At 37.4% G+C, this 18,787-nt stretch carries 20 protein-coding genes and 1 tRNA gene; 14 read left to right on the plus strand and 7 right to left on the minus strand.

What is annotated here, in order from left to right; genetic code table 11:
- The first annotated feature begins 106 nt into the window (after positions 1-106).
- Positions 107-358: a PHP domain-containing protein gene (locus Q8S25_RS14730; protein WP_305550147.1), complete on the plus strand. Its 252-nt coding sequence runs from the start codon at positions 107-109 to the stop codon at positions 356-358.
- Between the two features lie 51 nt (positions 359-409).
- On the plus strand, positions 410-1,363 hold the full coding sequence (locus Q8S25_RS08775; protein ID WP_305536849.1) for a hypothetical protein: 954 nt from the start codon (positions 410-412) through the stop codon (positions 1,361-1,363).
- Positions 1,364-1,376: 13 nt separating this feature from the next.
- Here Q8S25_RS08775 and Q8S25_RS08780 read toward each other — a convergent pair whose 3' ends face one another.
- Entirely contained in the window at positions 1,377-2,834 is a 1,458-nt protein-coding gene (locus Q8S25_RS08780) for a hypothetical protein (RefSeq protein ID WP_305536851.1), read from the minus strand.
- 130 nt (positions 2,835-2,964) lie between these two features.
- Here Q8S25_RS08780 and Q8S25_RS08785 point away from each other — a divergent pair, with 130 nt between their 5' ends.
- A complete protein-coding gene (locus Q8S25_RS08785; protein WP_305536957.1) occupies positions 2,965-3,297 on the plus strand; it encodes a hypothetical protein in 333 nt (110 codons plus the stop codon).
- Between the two features lie 33 nt (positions 3,298-3,330).
- On the plus strand, positions 3,331-3,768 hold the full coding sequence (locus Q8S25_RS08790; protein ID WP_305536853.1) for a hypothetical protein: 438 nt from the start codon (positions 3,331-3,333) through the stop codon (positions 3,766-3,768).
- Between the two features lie 195 nt (positions 3,769-3,963).
- On the opposite strand, the gene Q8S25_RS08795 is transcribed toward Q8S25_RS08790, so the two are convergent.
- Both Q8S25_RS08795 and Q8S25_RS08800 read right to left on the minus strand, forming a co-directional pair.
- Positions 3,964-4,590, minus strand: coding sequence for a DUF6088 family protein (locus tag Q8S25_RS08795; RefSeq protein WP_305536855.1), 627 nt, complete (start codon positions 4,588-4,590; stop codon positions 3,964-3,966).
- A gap of 191 nt (positions 4,591-4,781) precedes the next feature.
- Positions 4,782-4,855 (minus strand) — tRNA-Pro (locus Q8S25_RS08800).
- 86 nt (positions 4,856-4,941) lie between these two features.
- Between Q8S25_RS08800 and Q8S25_RS08805 the strand changes: the two genes are divergently transcribed.
- The 7 genes from Q8S25_RS08805 to Q8S25_RS08835 are packed head-to-tail and all read left to right on the plus strand — an operon-like array spanning position 4,942 to position 10,925.
- Complete coding sequence (locus Q8S25_RS08805; RefSeq protein WP_305536857.1) at positions 4,942-6,204, plus strand: dihydroorotase; 1,263 nt, start codon at positions 4,942-4,944, stop codon at positions 6,202-6,204.
- Positions 6,205-6,210: 6 nt separating this feature from the next.
- Positions 6,211-6,747: a DUF4199 domain-containing protein gene (locus tag Q8S25_RS08810; protein WP_305536859.1), complete on the plus strand. Its 537-nt coding sequence runs from the start codon at positions 6,211-6,213 to the stop codon at positions 6,745-6,747.
- A 6-nt stretch (positions 6,748-6,753) separates the two neighbouring features.
- Positions 6,754-7,704 (plus strand): glycosyltransferase family 2 protein, encoded by a 951-nt coding sequence (locus Q8S25_RS08815; RefSeq protein WP_305536861.1) that lies wholly within the window; start codon positions 6,754-6,756, stop codon positions 7,702-7,704.
- A 9-nt stretch (positions 7,705-7,713) separates the two neighbouring features.
- Positions 7,714-8,856 carry a glycosyltransferase gene (locus Q8S25_RS08820; RefSeq protein WP_305536863.1) on the plus strand — a complete coding sequence of 381 codons (1,143 nt, stop codon included), beginning with the start codon at positions 7,714-7,716 and terminating at the stop codon, positions 8,854-8,856.
- A 10-nt stretch (positions 8,857-8,866) separates the two neighbouring features.
- Positions 8,867-9,442, plus strand: coding sequence for an SIS domain-containing protein (locus Q8S25_RS08825; RefSeq protein ID WP_305536865.1), 576 nt, complete (start codon positions 8,867-8,869; stop codon positions 9,440-9,442).
- 1 nt (position 9,443) lies between these two features.
- Positions 9,444-10,007 (plus strand): HAD-IIIA family hydrolase, encoded by a 564-nt coding sequence (locus Q8S25_RS08830; RefSeq protein WP_305536867.1) that lies wholly within the window; start codon positions 9,444-9,446, stop codon positions 10,005-10,007.
- Positions 10,008-10,058: 51 nt separating this feature from the next.
- The gene (locus Q8S25_RS08835) at positions 10,059-10,925 is read left to right on the plus strand and encodes a hypothetical protein (RefSeq protein ID WP_305536869.1); all 867 of its coding nucleotides are present in this window, start codon (positions 10,059-10,061) and stop codon (positions 10,923-10,925) included.
- A 20-nt stretch (positions 10,926-10,945) separates the two neighbouring features.
- Here Q8S25_RS08835 and lepA read toward each other — a convergent pair whose 3' ends face one another.
- Complete coding sequence (lepA, locus tag Q8S25_RS08840) at positions 10,946-12,730, minus strand: translation elongation factor 4 (protein WP_305536872.1); 1,785 nt, start codon at positions 12,728-12,730, stop codon at positions 10,946-10,948.
- Positions 12,731-12,799: 69 nt separating this feature from the next.
- Between lepA and Q8S25_RS08845 the strand changes: the two genes are divergently transcribed.
- Entirely contained in the window at positions 12,800-13,786 is a 987-nt protein-coding gene (locus Q8S25_RS08845) for an L-threonylcarbamoyladenylate synthase (RefSeq protein WP_305536874.1), read from the plus strand.
- On the opposite strand, the gene tpiA is transcribed toward Q8S25_RS08845, so the two are convergent.
- Both tpiA and Q8S25_RS08855 read right to left on the minus strand, forming a co-directional pair.
- The gene (gene tpiA, locus Q8S25_RS08850; protein WP_371131588.1) at positions 13,770-14,534 is read right to left on the minus strand and encodes a triose-phosphate isomerase; all 765 of its coding nucleotides are present in this window, start codon (positions 14,532-14,534) and stop codon (positions 13,770-13,772) included. The genes Q8S25_RS08845 and tpiA overlap by 17 nt on opposite strands.
- Positions 14,528-15,724 (minus strand): putative sugar nucleotidyl transferase, encoded by a 1,197-nt coding sequence (locus Q8S25_RS08855; protein WP_305536878.1) that lies wholly within the window; start codon positions 15,722-15,724, stop codon positions 14,528-14,530. The genes tpiA and Q8S25_RS08855 overlap by 7 nt, the downstream gene beginning before the upstream one ends.
- Positions 15,725-15,797: 73 nt before the next feature.
- Here Q8S25_RS08855 and pruA point away from each other — a divergent pair, with 73 nt between their 5' ends.
- On the plus strand, positions 15,798-17,429 hold the full coding sequence (gene pruA / locus Q8S25_RS08860; protein WP_305536880.1) for an L-glutamate gamma-semialdehyde dehydrogenase: 1,632 nt from the start codon (positions 15,798-15,800) through the stop codon (positions 17,427-17,429).
- Positions 17,430-17,546: 117 nt separating this feature from the next.
- Here pruA and Q8S25_RS08865 read toward each other — a convergent pair whose 3' ends face one another.
- Complete coding sequence (locus Q8S25_RS08865; RefSeq protein ID WP_305536882.1) at positions 17,547-18,053, minus strand: fasciclin domain-containing protein; 507 nt, start codon at positions 18,051-18,053, stop codon at positions 17,547-17,549.
- Between the two features lie 222 nt (positions 18,054-18,275).
- On the opposite strand from Q8S25_RS08865, the gene Q8S25_RS08870 reads away from it, so the two are divergent.
- A complete protein-coding gene (locus Q8S25_RS08870; protein WP_305536884.1) occupies positions 18,276-18,752 on the plus strand; it encodes a hypothetical protein in 477 nt (158 codons plus the stop codon).
- Positions 18,753-18,787: the final 35 nt, after the last annotated feature.

Consider the following 18,787-nt stretch of genomic DNA (forward strand, 5'->3'; position numbering starts at 1 on the left):
AATACAATTCAAAAACCATTTTCTTAACTGATTGAAAACCAGAAAGTAGTGAAGTTTATTCTTTAATAACTAAGTTTTTTAGTAATTCTGCATAGATTCTTACTCTATGAACCTCAACTTCAAAACCTTCTATTATTTCTGTTACGGAACCTACTCTACTGCAGCGCTGGTAAAAGCTGCGGTGGAGCACGGTATTACGAGCCTAACTTTGTGTAATTTCAATTGCACATACGACTATTGGGAATTTGTAAAGCTTTGTAGGGAATCAGGTATTAAACCCATCTTAGGTGTCGATATCCGAAATGGCAATACACACCTTTACTTGCTTATTGCAAAAAACAACAATGGACTTTTTTGAATCAATAGTTTTCTGTCTGAACATTTAATAACGAAGAAAGAATTTCCACCTTTGTCGCATGCGACATTCAATGTATTCATAATTTATTCGCTTCACACAAAACAAATAAGTGAATTACTTCCTAACGAACGTATCGGAATCAAACCCTATGAAGTTGCATCTTTCTTTAAATTTGAAGCGACCGAACACTATGTAATCAATCAACCTGTTGTAGTTCAAGACAAGCAACACTTTTACCTGCATTGTTTACTTCGCTCAATTTATAACAACCAATTACTATCTACCTTAGAGCCCGAACAGTGCTGCCATAGAGAGGATACATTTTTAAGTCCTTCGAAGTTGCTCAACACCTTCAAGCAGTATCCTATCTTAGTGACTAATACCTATAAATTGTTAGATGCTTGTTCCATCGAAATGGATTTTAATCTTGATAAGAATTTGTCAAAATTCGGCGGCTCCAATCAAGACGACTTTGTGCTTTTAGAAAAATTGGCGCGCGCAGGTTTGTATCGCCGTTATGGCCGCAAAAATAAAGTGGCAATTACACGTTTAGAGAAAGAATTCAAAGTAATCTTCAATGAACCCCTGAACTTCAACTTCGAACTTACCTCATTAATTGACGATCCCATGGATGATTTGTACGACCAAATGGAACTGCTTGGCTTCACCATTACGAATCCCTTTAAATTAGTCGACGCCGACCCAACGCAATTCATTCCCGCAATAGATATCGGCAAATACAAAGGCAAAGTGATAACAATGCTCGCCTACTTCATTGCTCGAAAACAAGTCCTTACAAAGTACGATGACACGATGTTCTTCGGCACATTCGTAGACAGCGAATTAAACTGGATCGACACAGTCCACTTCCCCGAAGCCGCCAAACGCCATCCCTTACACACAAGTGACTTCTACAAAATCCTCGGCAAAGTCGCCGAAGACTTCGGCGTCTTCAGCCTGGAAGTCTCTTGGATGGAAAAATGTGGGTATAAAAACAGGCGTTAGTTGGTTTAGTTAATTAAAACTTAAGTATAGCCTTCAAAATAAATAGCACGGTAAACAACCCTAGAAAATATTGAAAAAGAAATAAAAGTACATATCTCTTTTGGGTCAATTTCAAATTTTCCAATCGTATGGTTAATGCAAAAAATATAAAAACAGTGTACAATAAAACAGTAAATCCTTTACCAAAAGAAAGTCGTTTCCACCCAAATTTCTCATTATCGAAAAGCATATACGTTTCCTGCATCTTTCCCCAATGCCAATAATTCAATATAGCAATTATCAAAACAAACAAAATTGCCCAATAGTAAACTCTTTCTCGTGCATACCCATGTCCCCACCAAAGTGAAGAAACAAAATAAATAAGTTTAGGTTGACTGGATTTTAGATATTGTAATTCAACATGGCGGTAGCTATCAACCTTACCTTCCCGCTTATATTTTTCTAACAATTTGGTATATGTATACTGTCGAGCATCATTACCATCAGTAGAATCAAAATACAAGTTTACATTGTCAGTCCATTCAATATCCAAATTTTCAACATCCGTATTGATAATTCTTATTTGAGCAGGTGTAGTTTTATCTCTGAATCTAATTTGAATTTGTCTATCAATTTTTCGGCAGTTTCTAAACTCGACTCTATCGGCTACTAAATCTCCCAAAAATATATTTGGTCCAAACTCACAGCGATTAAATACAATTCTGCTATTCTTTAGCCTCCAAAATGTTAATACGTCCGCATTGAAATAACACTCACTAAAAATCAATTCATTCTTAAATTCACCAGACCATACATACCTAACAGAAGTATCTTCAACATCACTTCCATCAAAACCTAAATTATGAATAGTGTCTTTACTAAATTCATAAACACGCTTTCCAACTTCTTTATCAATTGCAGCCAAATTAAAAGTCTTATACGAATTATTAAATGAGCGAAAGTCAAGGGAATCACAATTCTTGTTAAATTGAACATCTAAAGAGAGGCTTCTATTATGCATAAAAACCAAAAATTTTAATCGTTCATTGGATGCTAGTCGCACATTTGCATCTTTACTAGAATTAACATTCAAAGTATTTACGTTGGACTTAATAAAAACTATTTCACCTACTGGATTTGAAAGGATTGCATTAATATTACAGGAATCGAAAACCAATCTTTGCTTATAGCGAGGTTGAGAACATATATCGTTAAACTTGCCATTTCGATCATCAGATTGGCAAAAATTTAATGTTGATTTTTTAATAGTTAATAACCACGGGACACCTTTCATATTTACATAATCAAGAAACCCCCACCTATTCCCCTCATAAGGGATTGAAATAAACTTATTTTGAATAAGTAAAGAACTGGTTGATTCATTCTTCCCTAATTTATAAACAGATATTGGTTGTCTTATCTCGATGGTGTCAGATGCATACAAAGAAATTGAAAGCATCCAAAATAAAATAAATAAGAATAAATATTTCAATGGGATTTAATTAGCTACATCTAAGTTAGTGTTCAATATATAAATGACGATACACAACTTAAAAAAATAAGAACTATAAAAATACTAAATATATTAGCATTTTGCATCCATATTACCTTCCGATCGCAACATTACCCACCTCGACCTTGATACATTCTTTGTTTCGGTGGAACGCTTGCAGAACCCGAAATTAATCGGAAAGCTTGTGATTGTAGTTTGTGCGAGCGATAGATGCGTTGTTTCATCGTGCAGTTACGAGGCAAAAAAGTTCGGGGTTCATGCAGCGATGCCGATGTTCCAAGCTAAACGGTTGTATTCTCATGCAATCTTTGTGAAGGGCGATTATGAAGCCTATTCGAACTTGGTGACAGAAGTGATCAGAGATAAAGTTCCGACCCTCGAAAAATCTTCTATCGATGAATTTTACTTAGACCTCACGGGGATGGACAAATTATTTGGCTAGAGCAAATTTTCTTCTGAGCTCAAAGCGAAGATAATGAAGGAGTCCGGCCTGCCTATCTCCTACGCGCTTGCCAGTAATAAACATATTTCTAAGGTCGCTACCAACGAGGTGAAACCTAACGGCCAGCTGGAAATCGCTTTCGGTAATGAACGGGCATACCTCGCCCCTTTGAATATAACAAAGCTCCCCGGTGTAGGAGATAAAACCAAAATACTGTTATTAAATATGGGCGTACAGAAAGTAAAAACCCTTGCTGACATTCCTTTAGAATTGCTCACAAACCTTTTGGGAAAAAACGGCGCCGAACTCCACCGACGCACAAATGGAATCGACGACTCCCCCGATGTGCCATTTCATGAACAAAAGTCCATGTCAACAGAACACACTTTTCATCAGGATACAATTGACCTAAAATTTCTTAACGCAGCACTCGCCCGCATGACCGAGAAATTAGCTTTCAAACTAAGGTAATCATTCGCTTCTAACACCTATGGATATTCAATATATATTGCCTGCGGGTCTGTATTAGGTCTATTTTCTAAGATTGGATTAGCATATATTCTTATTGTACCTTTCTTTACACCTAGATTATACATTTCTTGTTCAACAGCCTTCCTTAAAAACAATATCTTTTGCAAATGGTGTATTGAATGTTACTTACTCTCATTAGTTTGTTCTATCCATTTCATGGTGTTGTTTTTTGATAATTGACAACAAATAATCGTGAATCTTGGCAGGTGCCAGTTTTAAATCGTGTTCTAATAATTCATTATCCTCCTTTTGAACTAACTTCCGTATACGCCTATACATATCACTATCGATATCTTTAAGGTTTATATCTTCAAGCGCTCTGATAAGCAACCCGCTATATTTTCCCTTGTAGGCAAACTTTTTAGGGGTAGTCGGCTTGAAAATAATTGTCCCTTTGCCAATATGTATCGTTCTTCGCGCACCATCAGTTAAGTAAACTGCGTTCATGGGAATTTGTGTAGAGAGTCCTAATTGATTGAGTGCTGTAGATCCTGTTGGTAGAATCCTGACTTGTTCTCTTGCTGCAATTGCTTTAGCAATTTTTTCCATAGAAGGTGTCAATTTTCCCAATTCTTCATCGTATTGAGGCAAATAATAAATTCCATGACCTAGACGCTCAATTATTCCTTCATGTGCTAGCCGCGATAAAACAAGCTTAATTGCATTCTCAGTCCCTGCCCCACGAAAGTCTGAAGGGAACAAAATTGTCCCAGGATTGAGCTCCTTAATATGGTTTTCTATATATTTACTTGCAGAAATCATGACACAAATATACGCAAAAAGGTGTCAAATTAAAAATTTATGACACAATTTTATGCAAATAAGTGTCATATTTTGTTAGGAAAATAGCTAGAATCCTAACAAAATATTTAACCCTACTCGTAAAATCTGTGGGCAATTTGACTTCTTAAAACAAAAAGAAGACCAATCTTTCGATTGATCTTCTCTTTTAGTCGGGACGACAAGATTTGAACTTGCGACCCCACGCCCCCCAGACGTGTGCGCTACCGGGCTGCGCTACGTCCCGAACTTTCACTCATTTATTGAATGGGGTGCAAATATAGGGTGAAAAGAAATTTTCAGGCTATATTGCATAAAATTTTCAACTACTGCATGAACATTCTACTGAAGGAGGTGCTGATTAACGACCCCCACTCCCCTCACAACGGACAAGTATTGGATCTATTAATTGAGAACAACCTCATCAAGCAAATAGGCACGAGTTTATCGCATGAAAATGCAACAGTGATTCACCAAGAAGGGCTACAAGTATCCACTGGCTGGGTAGATTGTTTTGCGCATTTTGGCGACCCAGGTTTTGAATTCAATGAAAGCTTTTCATCGGGAGCAGCGGCTGCTGCTGCAGGCGGATTTACCAGGGTGTTTACTTTACCCAATACCAAACCTGTTACCGATAACAAATCTTTAGTAGAATATGCTGCTGGTCAGTCTAAACACTTACCTGTGCATATTCATCCATTGGGTGCAATCACCCAAAAAACGGAGGGAAAGGAATTAGCTGAAATGTATGATATGCGCAACAGTGGCGCCATTGCATTTTCGGATGGATTATTGCCAGTTCAATCGGCTGGCTTGTTTGTGAAAGCTTTGCAATATGTGAAAGCATTTGATGGAGTATTGATTCAATTGCCGATCGACAGAAGTATTGGTAGTGCAGGCTTAATGAATGAGGGCGTTGTTTCTACTCAGTTGGGCTTGCCTGGGTTGCCTTCTATTGCAGAAATTAGTATTTTAAAAAGAGACCTTGATTTATTAAAATACAGTGGTTCTAAAATTCATTTCACTGGTATTTCTACCAAGGAATCGTTAGAATTAATTGCAACTGCCAAAGCAGCGGGATTAAAAGTAACCTGCAGCGTTACTCCTTATCATTTATTCTTTTGCGACGAAGATTTACAAGACTATAATACCTACTTAAAAGTTAATCCACCACTAAGAACAAGGGCCGATATGATGGCTTTGCGCGAAGGTGTGGTTAATGGTTCAGTTGATTGTATAGCTTCCCATCATTTTCCGCAAGACTGGGACCACAAGATTTGCGAATTTGAATACGCTTCTTTTGGCATGAATGCGTTAGAGAGTTCCTTCAGTGTAGTGAATCATTTACTGAGCAAACTCAGCAATGAACGCTTGGTTCAATTATTTTCTTTGAATGCCCGTAATATTTTTGGACTTCCTTCTACTCATATTGTTGAAAATGAAGTGGCAGAATTAACCATTTACCATCGCAATCAGGTAACGCAATTAACAAAGGAAAATATCAAGAGTAAATCTTTTAATAATGCATTTACCAATATTGAATTAACTGGTAAGGTTTATGCCACTATTAACAACGGTCAATTAACCACTAACTAAACAAACATGAAAGCAAATTTAATTAATGAAGGAGTTAAGTACGGTTTAATCTGCGGATTAACCGCTGTATTATTAATGTATGGTAGCTGGGCTATTGATATTACTACATTTACCAGTGTGATGTTTACTACCACATTTATTCCTTACATGATCATCATTTTATTGGTGGGTGGATTTGCTGTTAGAAAATTAAACGGCGGATACCTTAATTTTCAAGAGGGGTTAAAATTCAACTTCCTTGCATATGCTGTTGCAGCAGTTATTGTTGCCGTTGCTACCTATGTATTGTACAATTTAATTGATGAAACCTTAACCGAGAAATCGGCTCAAATTGGTTTAGAAAAGACCAGGGCAATGATGGAAAAATTTGGTGCATCTGAGGAAGATATTGAAAAAACAATGGCATCTTCTGCCGAGAGCATGAAGAAGACCGGATTAAAGGAAATCTTGATGGGCACTGGTTTAGGACTTATTTGGGATTTTGTAAAATCTTTGTTGCTTACCTTAGTGATTCGTAAAGAAGAAACATTAGAAGACCAATAATATTACATGAATTTATCTATAGTAGTACCCTTATATAACGAAGAAGAATCACTGCCTGAATTGTGTAGCTGGATTAAATCGGTTGTTGATCAACATGGCTATACCTACGAAGTATTACTTATAGACGATGGAAGCCGCGATGATAGTTGGAAAGTCATACAAACCATTGCATCTGCAAATCCAAATATCAAGGGCATTAAGTTTCAAAGAAATTATGGAAAGTCTGCAGCATTAAATGAAGGATTTAAAGCAGCTCAAGGTGATGTAGTTATTACCATGGATGCAGACATGCAAGATTCTCCAGATGAAATACCTGCATTGTACCAAATGATCATTAATGATGGTTATGATATGGTGAGTGGCTGGAAGAAAAAACGTTACGATAACACGTTAACTAAAAATATTCCTTCCAAATTATTCAATGCCGTTGCCAGAAAAAGTTCTGGGATCAAACTGCACGATTTCAATTGTGGCTTGAAAGCATACAAAAGAAAAGTGGTAAAATGTATTGAAGTATTTGGTGAAATGCACCGCTATATTCCTGTATTGGCCAAATGGAGCGGCTTCAGAAAAATTGGGGAGAAAATAGTAGAACATAGACCTAGAAAATACGGAACTACTAAGTTTGGTTGGGACCGATTCATTAATGGCTTCTTAGACTTAGGAACCATTATGTTCTTAGGAAAGTTTGGCAAGAAACCGATGCAATTTTTTGGCTTATACGGCACATTGTCATTCCTAATTGGTTTATTAACCAGCGGCTATTTAATGATTGCAAAAATATTGAATCCCGAAGTGGGCATCACCAATAAGCCTGCATTTTATATAGCATTAGCCGTGATGATTATTGGTATGCAATTATTTTTAACAGGATTTGTGGCTGAATTAGTAGCTAGAAATGCATCTGAAAGAAATGTCTATTTAATAGAAGAGAAATTAGGATTGGAAGAAGCTTAATTATTTAGCATGGAAAAAGAGCTGATCTTAATTGGAACCACTTGGCCTTTTAGAAGTGGTGGCATTGCTTCTTTTAATGAAAGATTGGCCAGACAATTTCAACAACAAGGTTTTAAAGTAACTATTTACACTTTCTCTCTACAGTATCCATCATTTTTATTTCCTGGCAAATCACAGTATAGTAAAGAGCCAGCCCCTACCGATTTGACCATTCATGTGCGCATCAATTCAATCAATCCATTAAACTGGATTTGGATGGGATTTAAAATAGCACAATTAAAAGCACCCCTTGTATTGGTTCGCTTTTGGCTTCCATTTATGGGACCTTGCTTGGGTACTATTTTACGAATCATCAAATGGAATGGAGTGTCTAAAGTGGTTTGTATTGCAGACAATATAATTCCGCACGAAAAAAGATTCGGAGATTATTGGTTTACCAAATACTTTATTGGTGCAGTTGATAGCTTCATTACTATGAGTAAAAAAGTACACCATGACTTAAGAAGCTTCACTCAAAAAAAAGCCATTACATGCTCACATCCTTTGTACGATAGCTTTGGGAACATCATGCCAAAAGAAGCCGCTAGAAAACATTTGGGGCTGCCAGCTGATGAAAATATCATTTTGTTTTTTGGATTTATTAGAAAATACAAAGGCTTAGATCTTTTAATAGAAGCCCTAAAAATAGTGGCAACAAAAAATGAAACAAGCAATAAAGCTCCCATTAAACTCTTAATAGCAGGTGAATTTTATGAAGGAGAAGAAACATACAAGGCCTTAATTGATTCATTAGGCATTCAGCACTTAATTTATTCCTACACAGAGTTTATACCACAGGACCAAGTGCAGTATTATTTAAATGCATGTGATTTTGTAATTCAACCTTATAGAAATGCCACACAAAGTGGTGTTACCCCCTTGGCTTACCATTTTGAAAAGCCAATGCTGGTTACCAATGTTGGGGCATTGCCCGATATGATTGAAGCAGACCAAAGTGGATTGGTAGCCAATCCTACACCAGAAAGCATTGCAGCCCAAATTGAACAATTATATTTGTTAGGTGAGGATTATTTTTTACCCCACCTTCGTAGAGAAAAGAAGAAATATCAATGGGATCAATTGGCCAATGCCATCATTGATCTTGGAAAATAAATAACCGATTATGACGAATCAAATCCGGTCGATTATACAAGAGTCCATTCAGGTAAAACAAGATTTACTCAACAACCCCATCATTCTAGAACAGTTGGAGCTGATAGTAGATGCTGTTACACTTGCTTTTAAAAATGGGCATAAAGTACAATTTTGTGGCAATGGGGGGAGCGCAGCCGATGCGCAACATTTAGCTGCTGAATTCTCTGGTAGGTTCTATAAAAACAGACAAGCATTGCCTTCTGATGCACTGCATTGCAATAGCTCATATTTAACCGCTGTTGCCAATGATTATGGTTATGATGAAGTGTACAGCAGATTAGTAGAAGGCACCATGCAAGCAGGTGACATTTTAATAGGTTTGAGTACATCGGGCAATTCGCCCAATATTGTTAAAGCATTTGAAACAGCAAAAGCCAAGAATATTGCTACCATTGGATTTACAGGGAATGAAGGAGGAAAATTAAGTGCGCTTTCTCAATACTTATTAAATGTACCTTCTACTAATACTCCACGTATTCAAGAGAGCCATATTATGTTGGGCCATATTATTTGTGAACTGGTAGAAGCCAATTTATTTCCATAGTATGTTTTCATTAAATCAGATTGATACCAGTTGGACCCTTTTTTTAGACAGAGACGGTGTACTGAATTACGAAAAAAAAGAAGACTATATCCGCAATTGGGGAGAGTTCCATTTTTACCAAGGAGTTCCTGCTGCAATTGCATCATTGAATCCATTATTCGGCCGCATAGTTATTGCCACTAATCAAAAAGGAATTGGCAAGAAATTAATGACTGCTGAAGATTTACAGAATATTCACGCCCCCATGTTGCAAGCCATAACAAATGTCGGGGGCAAAATTGATCAAATTTATTATTGCCCAGATTTGGCTGACGATTCTCCTAATCGTAAACCCCAGCCGGGTATGGCTTTCATGGCCAAAGCCGATTTTCCAGAAATTGATTTGGCCAAATCTATCATGGTAGGAAATAGAATGAGTGATATGAAATTTGGCAGAAATGCCGGTATGCATACCGTGTTCTTAGCAACCACTCATCCAGATGCGCCTTTTCCAGACCCTTTTATTGATTTACGATTTAACCACTTGGTAGATTTTGCAGCAGCTTGCAATCATGCAAAAAAATGATAAAATTGCTTCAACCAGTTCATCTGGGTTGAATTACTTGTAATTTGCCGCATGTTTTCGCGCAAATTTTTTTTAACTCTATTAGTGGCTTTGTTATTCAGCAAAAGCAATTCAGTCTATGCCCAAACGCATGCCAATAAAAGCATATTAGCCGAAGCCGAAAAAGTATTGGCTGCTTCTGCATTTGACATATTAAATGCGGAAGACACCGAAGACCGATTAAGAGCCGATAGTTTTTTCACCAGACAATTGGTTCAAGCATTAAGAACACCCTATTCCTTTCATTATGGGTTTGATTCTTTAAAAACCATTTCAAGACTGTATGCGCCTGATAGTAGTTTCAGAATTATTACTTGGCAATTGATGAAAGACTTTAGTTATTACCGATACAAAGGGGCAATACAAATGAATACCAAGGATGGCTCATTAAAATTAATTCCTTTATACGACGGGGCAGATTTTACAGAGAATCCTTATGATTCCATTAGAACCAATCAAAACTGGATTGGTGCTGTGTATTACAATATTATTCAAAAAGAATACAACAATAAGAAATATTATACCCTTTTAGGCTATGACGAAAATGACGCCAGAAGCACCAAAAAATGGATAGAAGTATTGCATTTTGATTTGGAAGGCAAGCCATTATTTGGTGGTAAATTTTTCAATTATCCCAACGATATCAACAAGCCTAAACAACCAGTTAGCAGGTTCTGCTTAGAGTTTAAGAAGCAAGCCAACGCCAAATTAAATTACGATGTAAAATTAGATCGCATTGTATTTGTGAAGTTGATCAGTGAGTCTAATGAACCCAATAAAAAGCATACACTGGTTCCTTATGGCACCGTTGAAGGCTTTAAATGGGAATATGGGCGCTGGGTTTATATTCCAGAATACAATGCAGTTGAGCCTGAATAAAGAAGTATATCTGCTATCTATTAATCTAGCTTCAATACTGCTAAGAACGCTTCTTGAGGAATTTCTACGTTACCAATTTGGCGCATACGCTTCTTTCCTTCTTTTTGCTTCTCTAATAGCTTTCTTTTACGGCTGATATCACCACCATAACATTTGGCAGTAACGTCTTTGCGGATGGCGCTAATATTTTCTCGAGCTACTACTTTTGCACCAATAGCAGCTTGAATAGCAATCTGGAATTGTTGGCGCGGTAATAATTCTTTTAATTTCTCACACAATTTTCTTCCGAAATCAGTAGCCCTGCCTCTATGAATTAATGCACTCAATGCGTCTACTTTTTCATTGTTCAAAAGGATATCCATTTTTACAATGTCTGCTTCACGATGATCAATTGGCGTATAATCAAATGATGCATATCCCCTAGTTGAACTCTTTAATTTATCATAGAAATCAAATACGATTTCCGTTAAAGGCATTTCAAAAATCAACTCAACCCTTGTAGGCGTTAAATAGCTTTGATTCAATAAAATACCTCGCTTACCCAAACAAAGGGTCATGATATTTCCAATGTAATCGGGCAGTGTAATAATTTGTGCTTTGATAAATGGTTCTTCAATGCGATCAATTTTTACTTGATCAGGCATTTCAACTGGATTGTTCACCAATATCTTTTCGCCTCTAGTAGTATAAGCATTAAAGCTTACGTTGGGTACCGTAGTAATTACGGTTTGATTGAACTCACGCTCTAATCTCTCTTGAATAATTTCCATATGCAAGAGGCCTAAGAATCCGCAACGGAAACCAAAGCCCAATGCTTGTGATGTTTCTAATTCAAAAGTTAAAGAAGCATCATTCAATTGCAGTTTGTCCATGCAATCTCTTAGTTCCTCAAACTCGTCGGTGTTCACTGGGAAAATACCAGCAAATACCATGGGTTTTACTTCTTCAAATCCATTGATCATTTCGCCGGGATTATTGGCCAATGTAAGGGTATCTCCTACTTTAACTTCCTTGGCATTCTTAATACCCGTTATAATATAACCCACATCTCCCGCACTAACCTGGTCTTTAGGCGTCATTGTAAATTTGAGCACCCCAACTTCATCGGCTATATAATCGTTCCCAGTAGCAACAAATCGAATTTTATCACCCTTCTTTAAAGTACCGTTAATAATTCTATAGTAAATAATAATTCCCCTAAAACTATTGTAAACACTGTCAAAAATCAATGCTTGCAATGGCGCATCTACGCTACCTGAAGGTGCCGGAATACGTTCTACAATAGCTTGTAAAATTTCATCAATACCAATCCCCGACTTTCCACTCGCCAATAAAATATCTTCTTGTTTACAGCCAATTAAATCAATGATCTGATCGGTTACTTCCGGAATTTTTGCTCCATCCATATCAATCTTATTAATCACCGGTATAATTTCTAAGTCGTTGTCTATGGCCAAGTATAAGTTACTAATGGTTTGTGCTTGAATACCCTGAGAAGCATCCACTAATAATAACGCACCTTCACAGGCAGCCAAAGCACGGCTTACTTCGTAACTAAAGTCTACGTGTCCGGGCGTATCAATTAAATTAAGGGTATAAACTTCCCCTTTATGGGTATAATTAATTTGAATGGCATGGCTCTTAATAGTAATACCCTTCTCCCTTTCCAAGTCCATATCGTCTAAGACTTGGTTCATCATATCTCTCTCACCCACCGATTTAGTATGTTCTAATAAACGATCGGCCAATGTACTCTTACCATGATCTATATGCGCGATAATACAAAAGTTCCTAATATGCTTCATAAGGCTGCAAAGATAGGTCTGAGAAGCTTAATTAAATGACAATTCAAATACAAGTTGTTAATTTTGCTTATGCAAACGGCCATTGGCACAGATATCAATATAGCTGCCGCTTTTTTAAAAGCAGGAGAACTGGTTGCCATACCCACTGAAACTGTTTATGGGTTGGCTGCAAACGCACTGTCAGAATCAAGTGTAGCAAAAATATACGCTGCTAAAAATAGACCCAGCTTTAATCCATTAATAATACATATAGCCAATATTACTCAAATGCACGAGTATGCATTTGTAGATGAAATCAGTTTGAAACTGGCTCAACATTTCATGCCAGGCCCACTAACTTTATTGTTGCCGAAAAAATCAACTGTTCCAGATATTACTACAGCAGGCAGTAAAAAAGTAGCCATCAGAATTCCCAATCAAGCGCTCAGTTTGGCTTTATTGTCCCAACTTGATTTTCCTTTGGCAGCCCCTAGCGCCAATAGGTCGGGCTATATTAGCCCCACCAATGCACACCATGTAATGGAGGGCTTGCACGGAAAAATTCCGTACATCTTAGATGGAGGTGATACAGCTGTGGGATTAGAATCGACCATTTGCGAAGTGGCCGAAGAGTCCATTATTTTACATAGGGCGGGCAGTATTACTGCAGAAGATTTAGCTGCAGTAACTGGAATGAAAGTAGTAGATGCTGCTACTTATCATGCTCCAGTTATATCAGATCATAGCACAGATAGTCCAGCAACACCGGGCCAATTGAAAAGCCATTACGCCCCCCATACCCCATTATACATGGGCCATATTCCTGAACTCATTCAAGCACATGCAGGCAAAAAAATGGCAGTCATAAGTTTTCATACTCGTTATGAAGGCGTTGACAATTTTATATTGGCACCCGACCACCAATTGTCTACTGCTGCAAGTAAACTATTTGCAACACTAAGAGCAATTGACAACAGCCATTACGAAATAATTCTATCAGAACAATTTCCCAATGAAGGTATTGGCATTGCCATTAACGACAGAATCAGCAGAGCACAGTTTATTTTAAAGCATTAATTATAGCTGCAAACTCATCTGCAATTAATGAGGCGCCCCCTACTAATCCACCATCTACATCGGGTTGAGAAAAAAGCTCTACTGCATTGTTTGCTTTTACACTTCCTCCGTATAAAATAGAAATTTGATCGGCTGTTTCTTTACCATAAACATGCGCCAACTCTGAACGAATAAATGCATGCATTTCCTGTGCTTGATCGCTACTGGCTGTTTTGCCGGTTCCGATTGCCCAGATTGGTTCGTAAGCAATAACTACATTCACCAATTGAGCCGATGTTAAATGAAACAAAGACTCTTTCAATTGTGCTGCCACATATGCGTTTTGTGTGCCTTCTTCTCTAATTTGCAAAGGCTCGCCACAACAAAAAATGGGCGTAATTTGATGGCTTAAACAGATATCAATTTTTTCTGCTAAAAACTGGTTGCTTTCATTAAAATATTCTCTTCTTTCAGAGTGGCCTAATACCACATATTTTACTTCAATTGAGTTGAGCATTTCCACAGAAATTTCTCCTGTATACGCACCACTTTTTTTATTGTAACAGTTTTGAGCAGCTACTGCTACCCTATTTTTATTACCCAATTTTTCTTGCGCCATCATTAAGTAAGGCGCTGGCACTGCAAAAATGGCTAATTGATTATCTTTTAAATCGTGGGGTTTGCTCAATAAATCATTAATTAACTGCGCTCCTTGTTGTACAGTCAAGTTCATTTTCCAATTGGCTGCTGCTATTTGTTTTCTCATAATTGCTTGTTGTTTGTAAATATATGTTGAAGAATATTTATTTCGTCTTTTGATAGTTCCATCCCCTTTAATCCTTTCCAATTATTAATGTCTTTAATGGCGGTGGTTAATTCGTATTGTTTACCCTTTACTCCAAAACTAAAGTGTGGAATAGTATTGTGTAACAATCCTTCTCCAAATACATTGCAACTCACCCCAATCATAGAACCTGTATTTAAACTAGAATTAATGGCAACCCTAGAATAGTCGCCCATAATCACTCCACATTTTTGGCCAACAGATACATAATCTTTGAGCCCCATGCTGTATATTTTTATGGTGCCTGCAGAGTTCTTTAAATTACTATTGCTGGTTCCGGCGCCTAAATTACACCACTCCCCAATCACTGCATCCCCTAAATAACCATCATGTGCTTTATTAGAATAACCCATCATAACCGCATTCTTGATTTCACCACCACCCATACAATAGGGTCCTAAGGATGTACCCCCATAAATTCGGCTATTCATTTTTACTACCGAATTATATCCAATGGCAAAAGGTCCTCTAATAGTAGATCCTTCCATGATTTCTGCTTTGCGCCCTATATATATAGGACCTGTAGAAGCATTCAAGGTGCAAAATGCCAGCTTGGCTCCTTCCTCAATAAAAATTTGATTCGCTCCAATGTTATTTCCATTATTATCTCCAATAATATTTACCGTTGACGGAATGGGCTGTGAAATTCTGTTAGCAGTAACCATTTCAAAATCACTTCTGATAATGGCATCATTCATTTGCATAATTTCCCAAGGAAAGCGCAGTCTTAAAGTGTGGTCTATTTTATTGGCCTGTGTAAAATAAGCCGCAGTATTAGAAGGATCAAATTCACTAAATGGAAAATTGGATTTACCCGCGACCAAACCAAACTCATCCATTAAGCAATCTCCTAATTGCAGTTGGTTTATTTGTTCAATCAATGCATCGTTGGGCAAAATGGTTGCATCAATCCAACAATATTCGTTTGAAACAGCAGGCGCTAGGTACAAGGGTTGCAAATAGGGTGCTGTATGAATATAGGTGGGCTCATTAAGCAACAGCTCCCATCGCTCCTTAACACTTAATAAACCAAAATGAAACTGTGCCACTGCTTTTGTAGTAGAAAGTGGGGCTAAAAGGTTTCTGTATGGTGGATCAAATAAAATAACAGCCATACACAAATGTAGCCGAAAAGCTGATACGGTTTTCTTCGTAACTTGCGTCCTCAAACTTTATAAAAATTTTCCTATGAGTATTGGTACATTTTCATACCCAATGCCGGTAAACGAGCCGGTTCTTCAATTTGCACCAGGAAGTGCTGAGAAAGCCGCACTTAAAAAGGCATTGGCCGAAGCAAAGAAAAAGCAAATAGATATCCCAATGTATATTGGAGGAAAAGCGGTAAAGACCGATAAAAAAACTGCCATTCATCCTCCACACGAATTGTCGCATACCCTTGGCCATTTTAATGCAGGAGAAGAAAAACATGCACACTTAGCCATTGCTGCTGCTTTACAAGCTAAAGAAAAATGGGCTGCAATGAGCTGGGAAAATAGGGCACATATCTTTTTAAAAGCAGCCGATTTGTTGGCTACCAAATACCGTTTTCAAATGTTGGCCGCAACCATGTTGGGCCAAAGTAAGAATGCCTTTCAAGCCGAGATTGATAGCACTTGTGAACTAATAGATTTCTTGCGTTTCAATGTGCATTTCTTAAGTGAAATTTATAAGCAACAACCTATTTCTGCTCCGGGTATGCACAACCGCTTAGAGTGGCGCCCATTGGAAGGTTTTGTATTAGCGGTGACTCCATTCAACTTTACTGCTATTGGTGGTAACCTACCCACTTCTGCTGCCATGTGCGGCAACGTAGTTGTTTGGAAACCTGCCAACACCCAAATTTATTCTGCACAATTATTCATGCGCATATTAAGAGAAGCTGGGTTACCCGATGGCGTTATCAACTTAATTTATGTAGATGGTCCTACCATTGGTAAAGTCTGTTTCTCGCATAGAGACTTTGCAGGTGTTCACTTCACTGGTTCTACTGGCGTATTCAACAATATGTGGAAAGTGATTGGTGAAAATATGGGCATGTACAAATCTTACCCAAGAATTGTAGGAGAAACAGGTGGTAAAGATTTTGTTGTAGCGCATAAGTCTGCTGATGCAGATGCAGTAGTTACTGCTTTGGCTAGAGGCGCTTTTGAATTCCAAGGACAAAAATGTTCTGCTGCTTCAAGAGCTTATATCCCTAGCAATTTAGCAGACGAAATTTTAAGAAAATTAGTAGCTGCCATCAATACCATGAAAATGGGAACGGTGGAAGACTTTACCAATTTTGTTAATGCAGTAATTGATGAGAAGTCTTACACTAGCATCACTCGTTATATTACCAATGCAAAGAAAAATAAGAAAGTAAAAATAATTGTTGGTGGTAATTTCAGCAAAACCAAAGGATACTTTGTAGAACCTACGGTGATTGTAACCAAGGATCCAAAATCGGTTACCATGTGCGAAGAAATTTTTGGGCCAGTGTTAACCATTTACGTATACCCTGCCGATCAGTTTGAGAAAACACTTAAGTTGGTTGATAGCACTTCACCTTATGCTTTAACTGGTGCAATTCTTTCTCAGGATAGAGCTGCAGTTGAATTAGCTACCAACGAATTAAGAAATGCTGCAGGTAATTTTTATATCAATGATAAACCTACAGGAGCAGTAGTTGGTCAACAACCATTTGGTGGAGCAAGGGCTTCTGGCACCAACGACAAAGCTGGTAGTGCATTGAACCTTTACAGATGGTTAAGTGCTAGAACAATTAAAGAAACGTATAATCCTCCTGTACATTACGGCTATCCATTTTTACAGGAAGCATAAATGATGCTATTATTTGTTCTGCTTAATGATCTTCTTTATTTGTCATTATTATAGGACATTACATAAAAAAGTCCCGAATAATCTCGGGACTTTTTTATGCTTACCATTTGAATCAAATTACTTAGGTAATACAACAGTGTCAATTACGTGAACTACACCATTACCTGCTTTTAAGTCTGCAGCTACAACAGTTGCAACACCACCATTTTCATCGGTTAAAGTTACTTTGCCATCTTTTAATGTTACAGTCAAAGAATTTCCTGCAACTGTTTTTACCACTACTTTACCTTTACCATCGGTAATGGCTTTTACTACTGCCGCAGCATCTAAATTTCCAGCAACTACGTGGTAGGTTAATACTTTAGTTAAAGTTGCTTTGTTTTCAGGCTTTAATAAATTAGCAACAGTACCTGCAGGCAATTTGTCGAAAGCTGCATTAACTGGAGCAAATACGGTGAAAGGTCCAGCACTTTGTAGGGTAGCAACTAAATCAGCCGCTTTTACTGCAGCAACTAATGTTGAATGGTCTTTAGAACCTACTGCAATGTCTACTACTGTTTTCTGTGCAGATACGGTACCCAATAATCCCATTACTGCAACCATTGTCAAAGTTAAAATGCGCATTTTCATAAAATTTTTGTTTAATTTTTTATAACTAACTCCTAAACAAGAAAAAGGTTGAGTGGGTTGTTCTAATTTAGGGATGAACGGTAGCGATGTTGAGTTATTTGAGCGGAAAAATTGCTTTTGGTTGTACAAAGAAAATGAGCGGAAAAATTGCTTAATAAATTAGCAATCCAATCAACATTTTGATACAGAGTCTTGTTAAAAGAAAAAAGAAATAATATGGCATATCCAAACCTAGTGCTTGTAGATGTATTAAGACAAACTGCCAACAATTTAAAGGAAGGTGCTCAATATGCTTGGGGTAACCATGGTGCTTGCAATTGTGGTAATTTATTGCAGGTGGTTGCTAATGTGAGTAAAGAAGAAATTTTGACTTATGCACATACAGGTTTTGGAGAATGGACCGAATTAGCAGAAGAATATTGCCCTGTAAGCAATACCCCAGTTAATCTTATGATTAAAAAACTAACCGATATAGGGCTAACGCCAACAGATATTCACCATTTAGAATATTTAGATGACAAATCGGTATTAGAAAAATTGCCTGGTGGATTTAAATGGCTTAAAAGAAATGTTAGGGAAGATGTAGTACTTTATTTCTCCACTTTTGCCAACATTTTAGAAGAATCATACCTGAATAATATTAGCATCCCTTACCCACCTAAAGAAGTATTAGAACCCGAATACGCCGGGTAGGGAACTATCAAGGATAACCCCTATATTTGCCTTCA

The organism is Sediminibacterium sp., from assembly GCF_030695065.1.
Classification (GTDB): Bacteria; Bacteroidota; Bacteroidia; order Chitinophagales; family Chitinophagaceae; genus Sediminibacterium.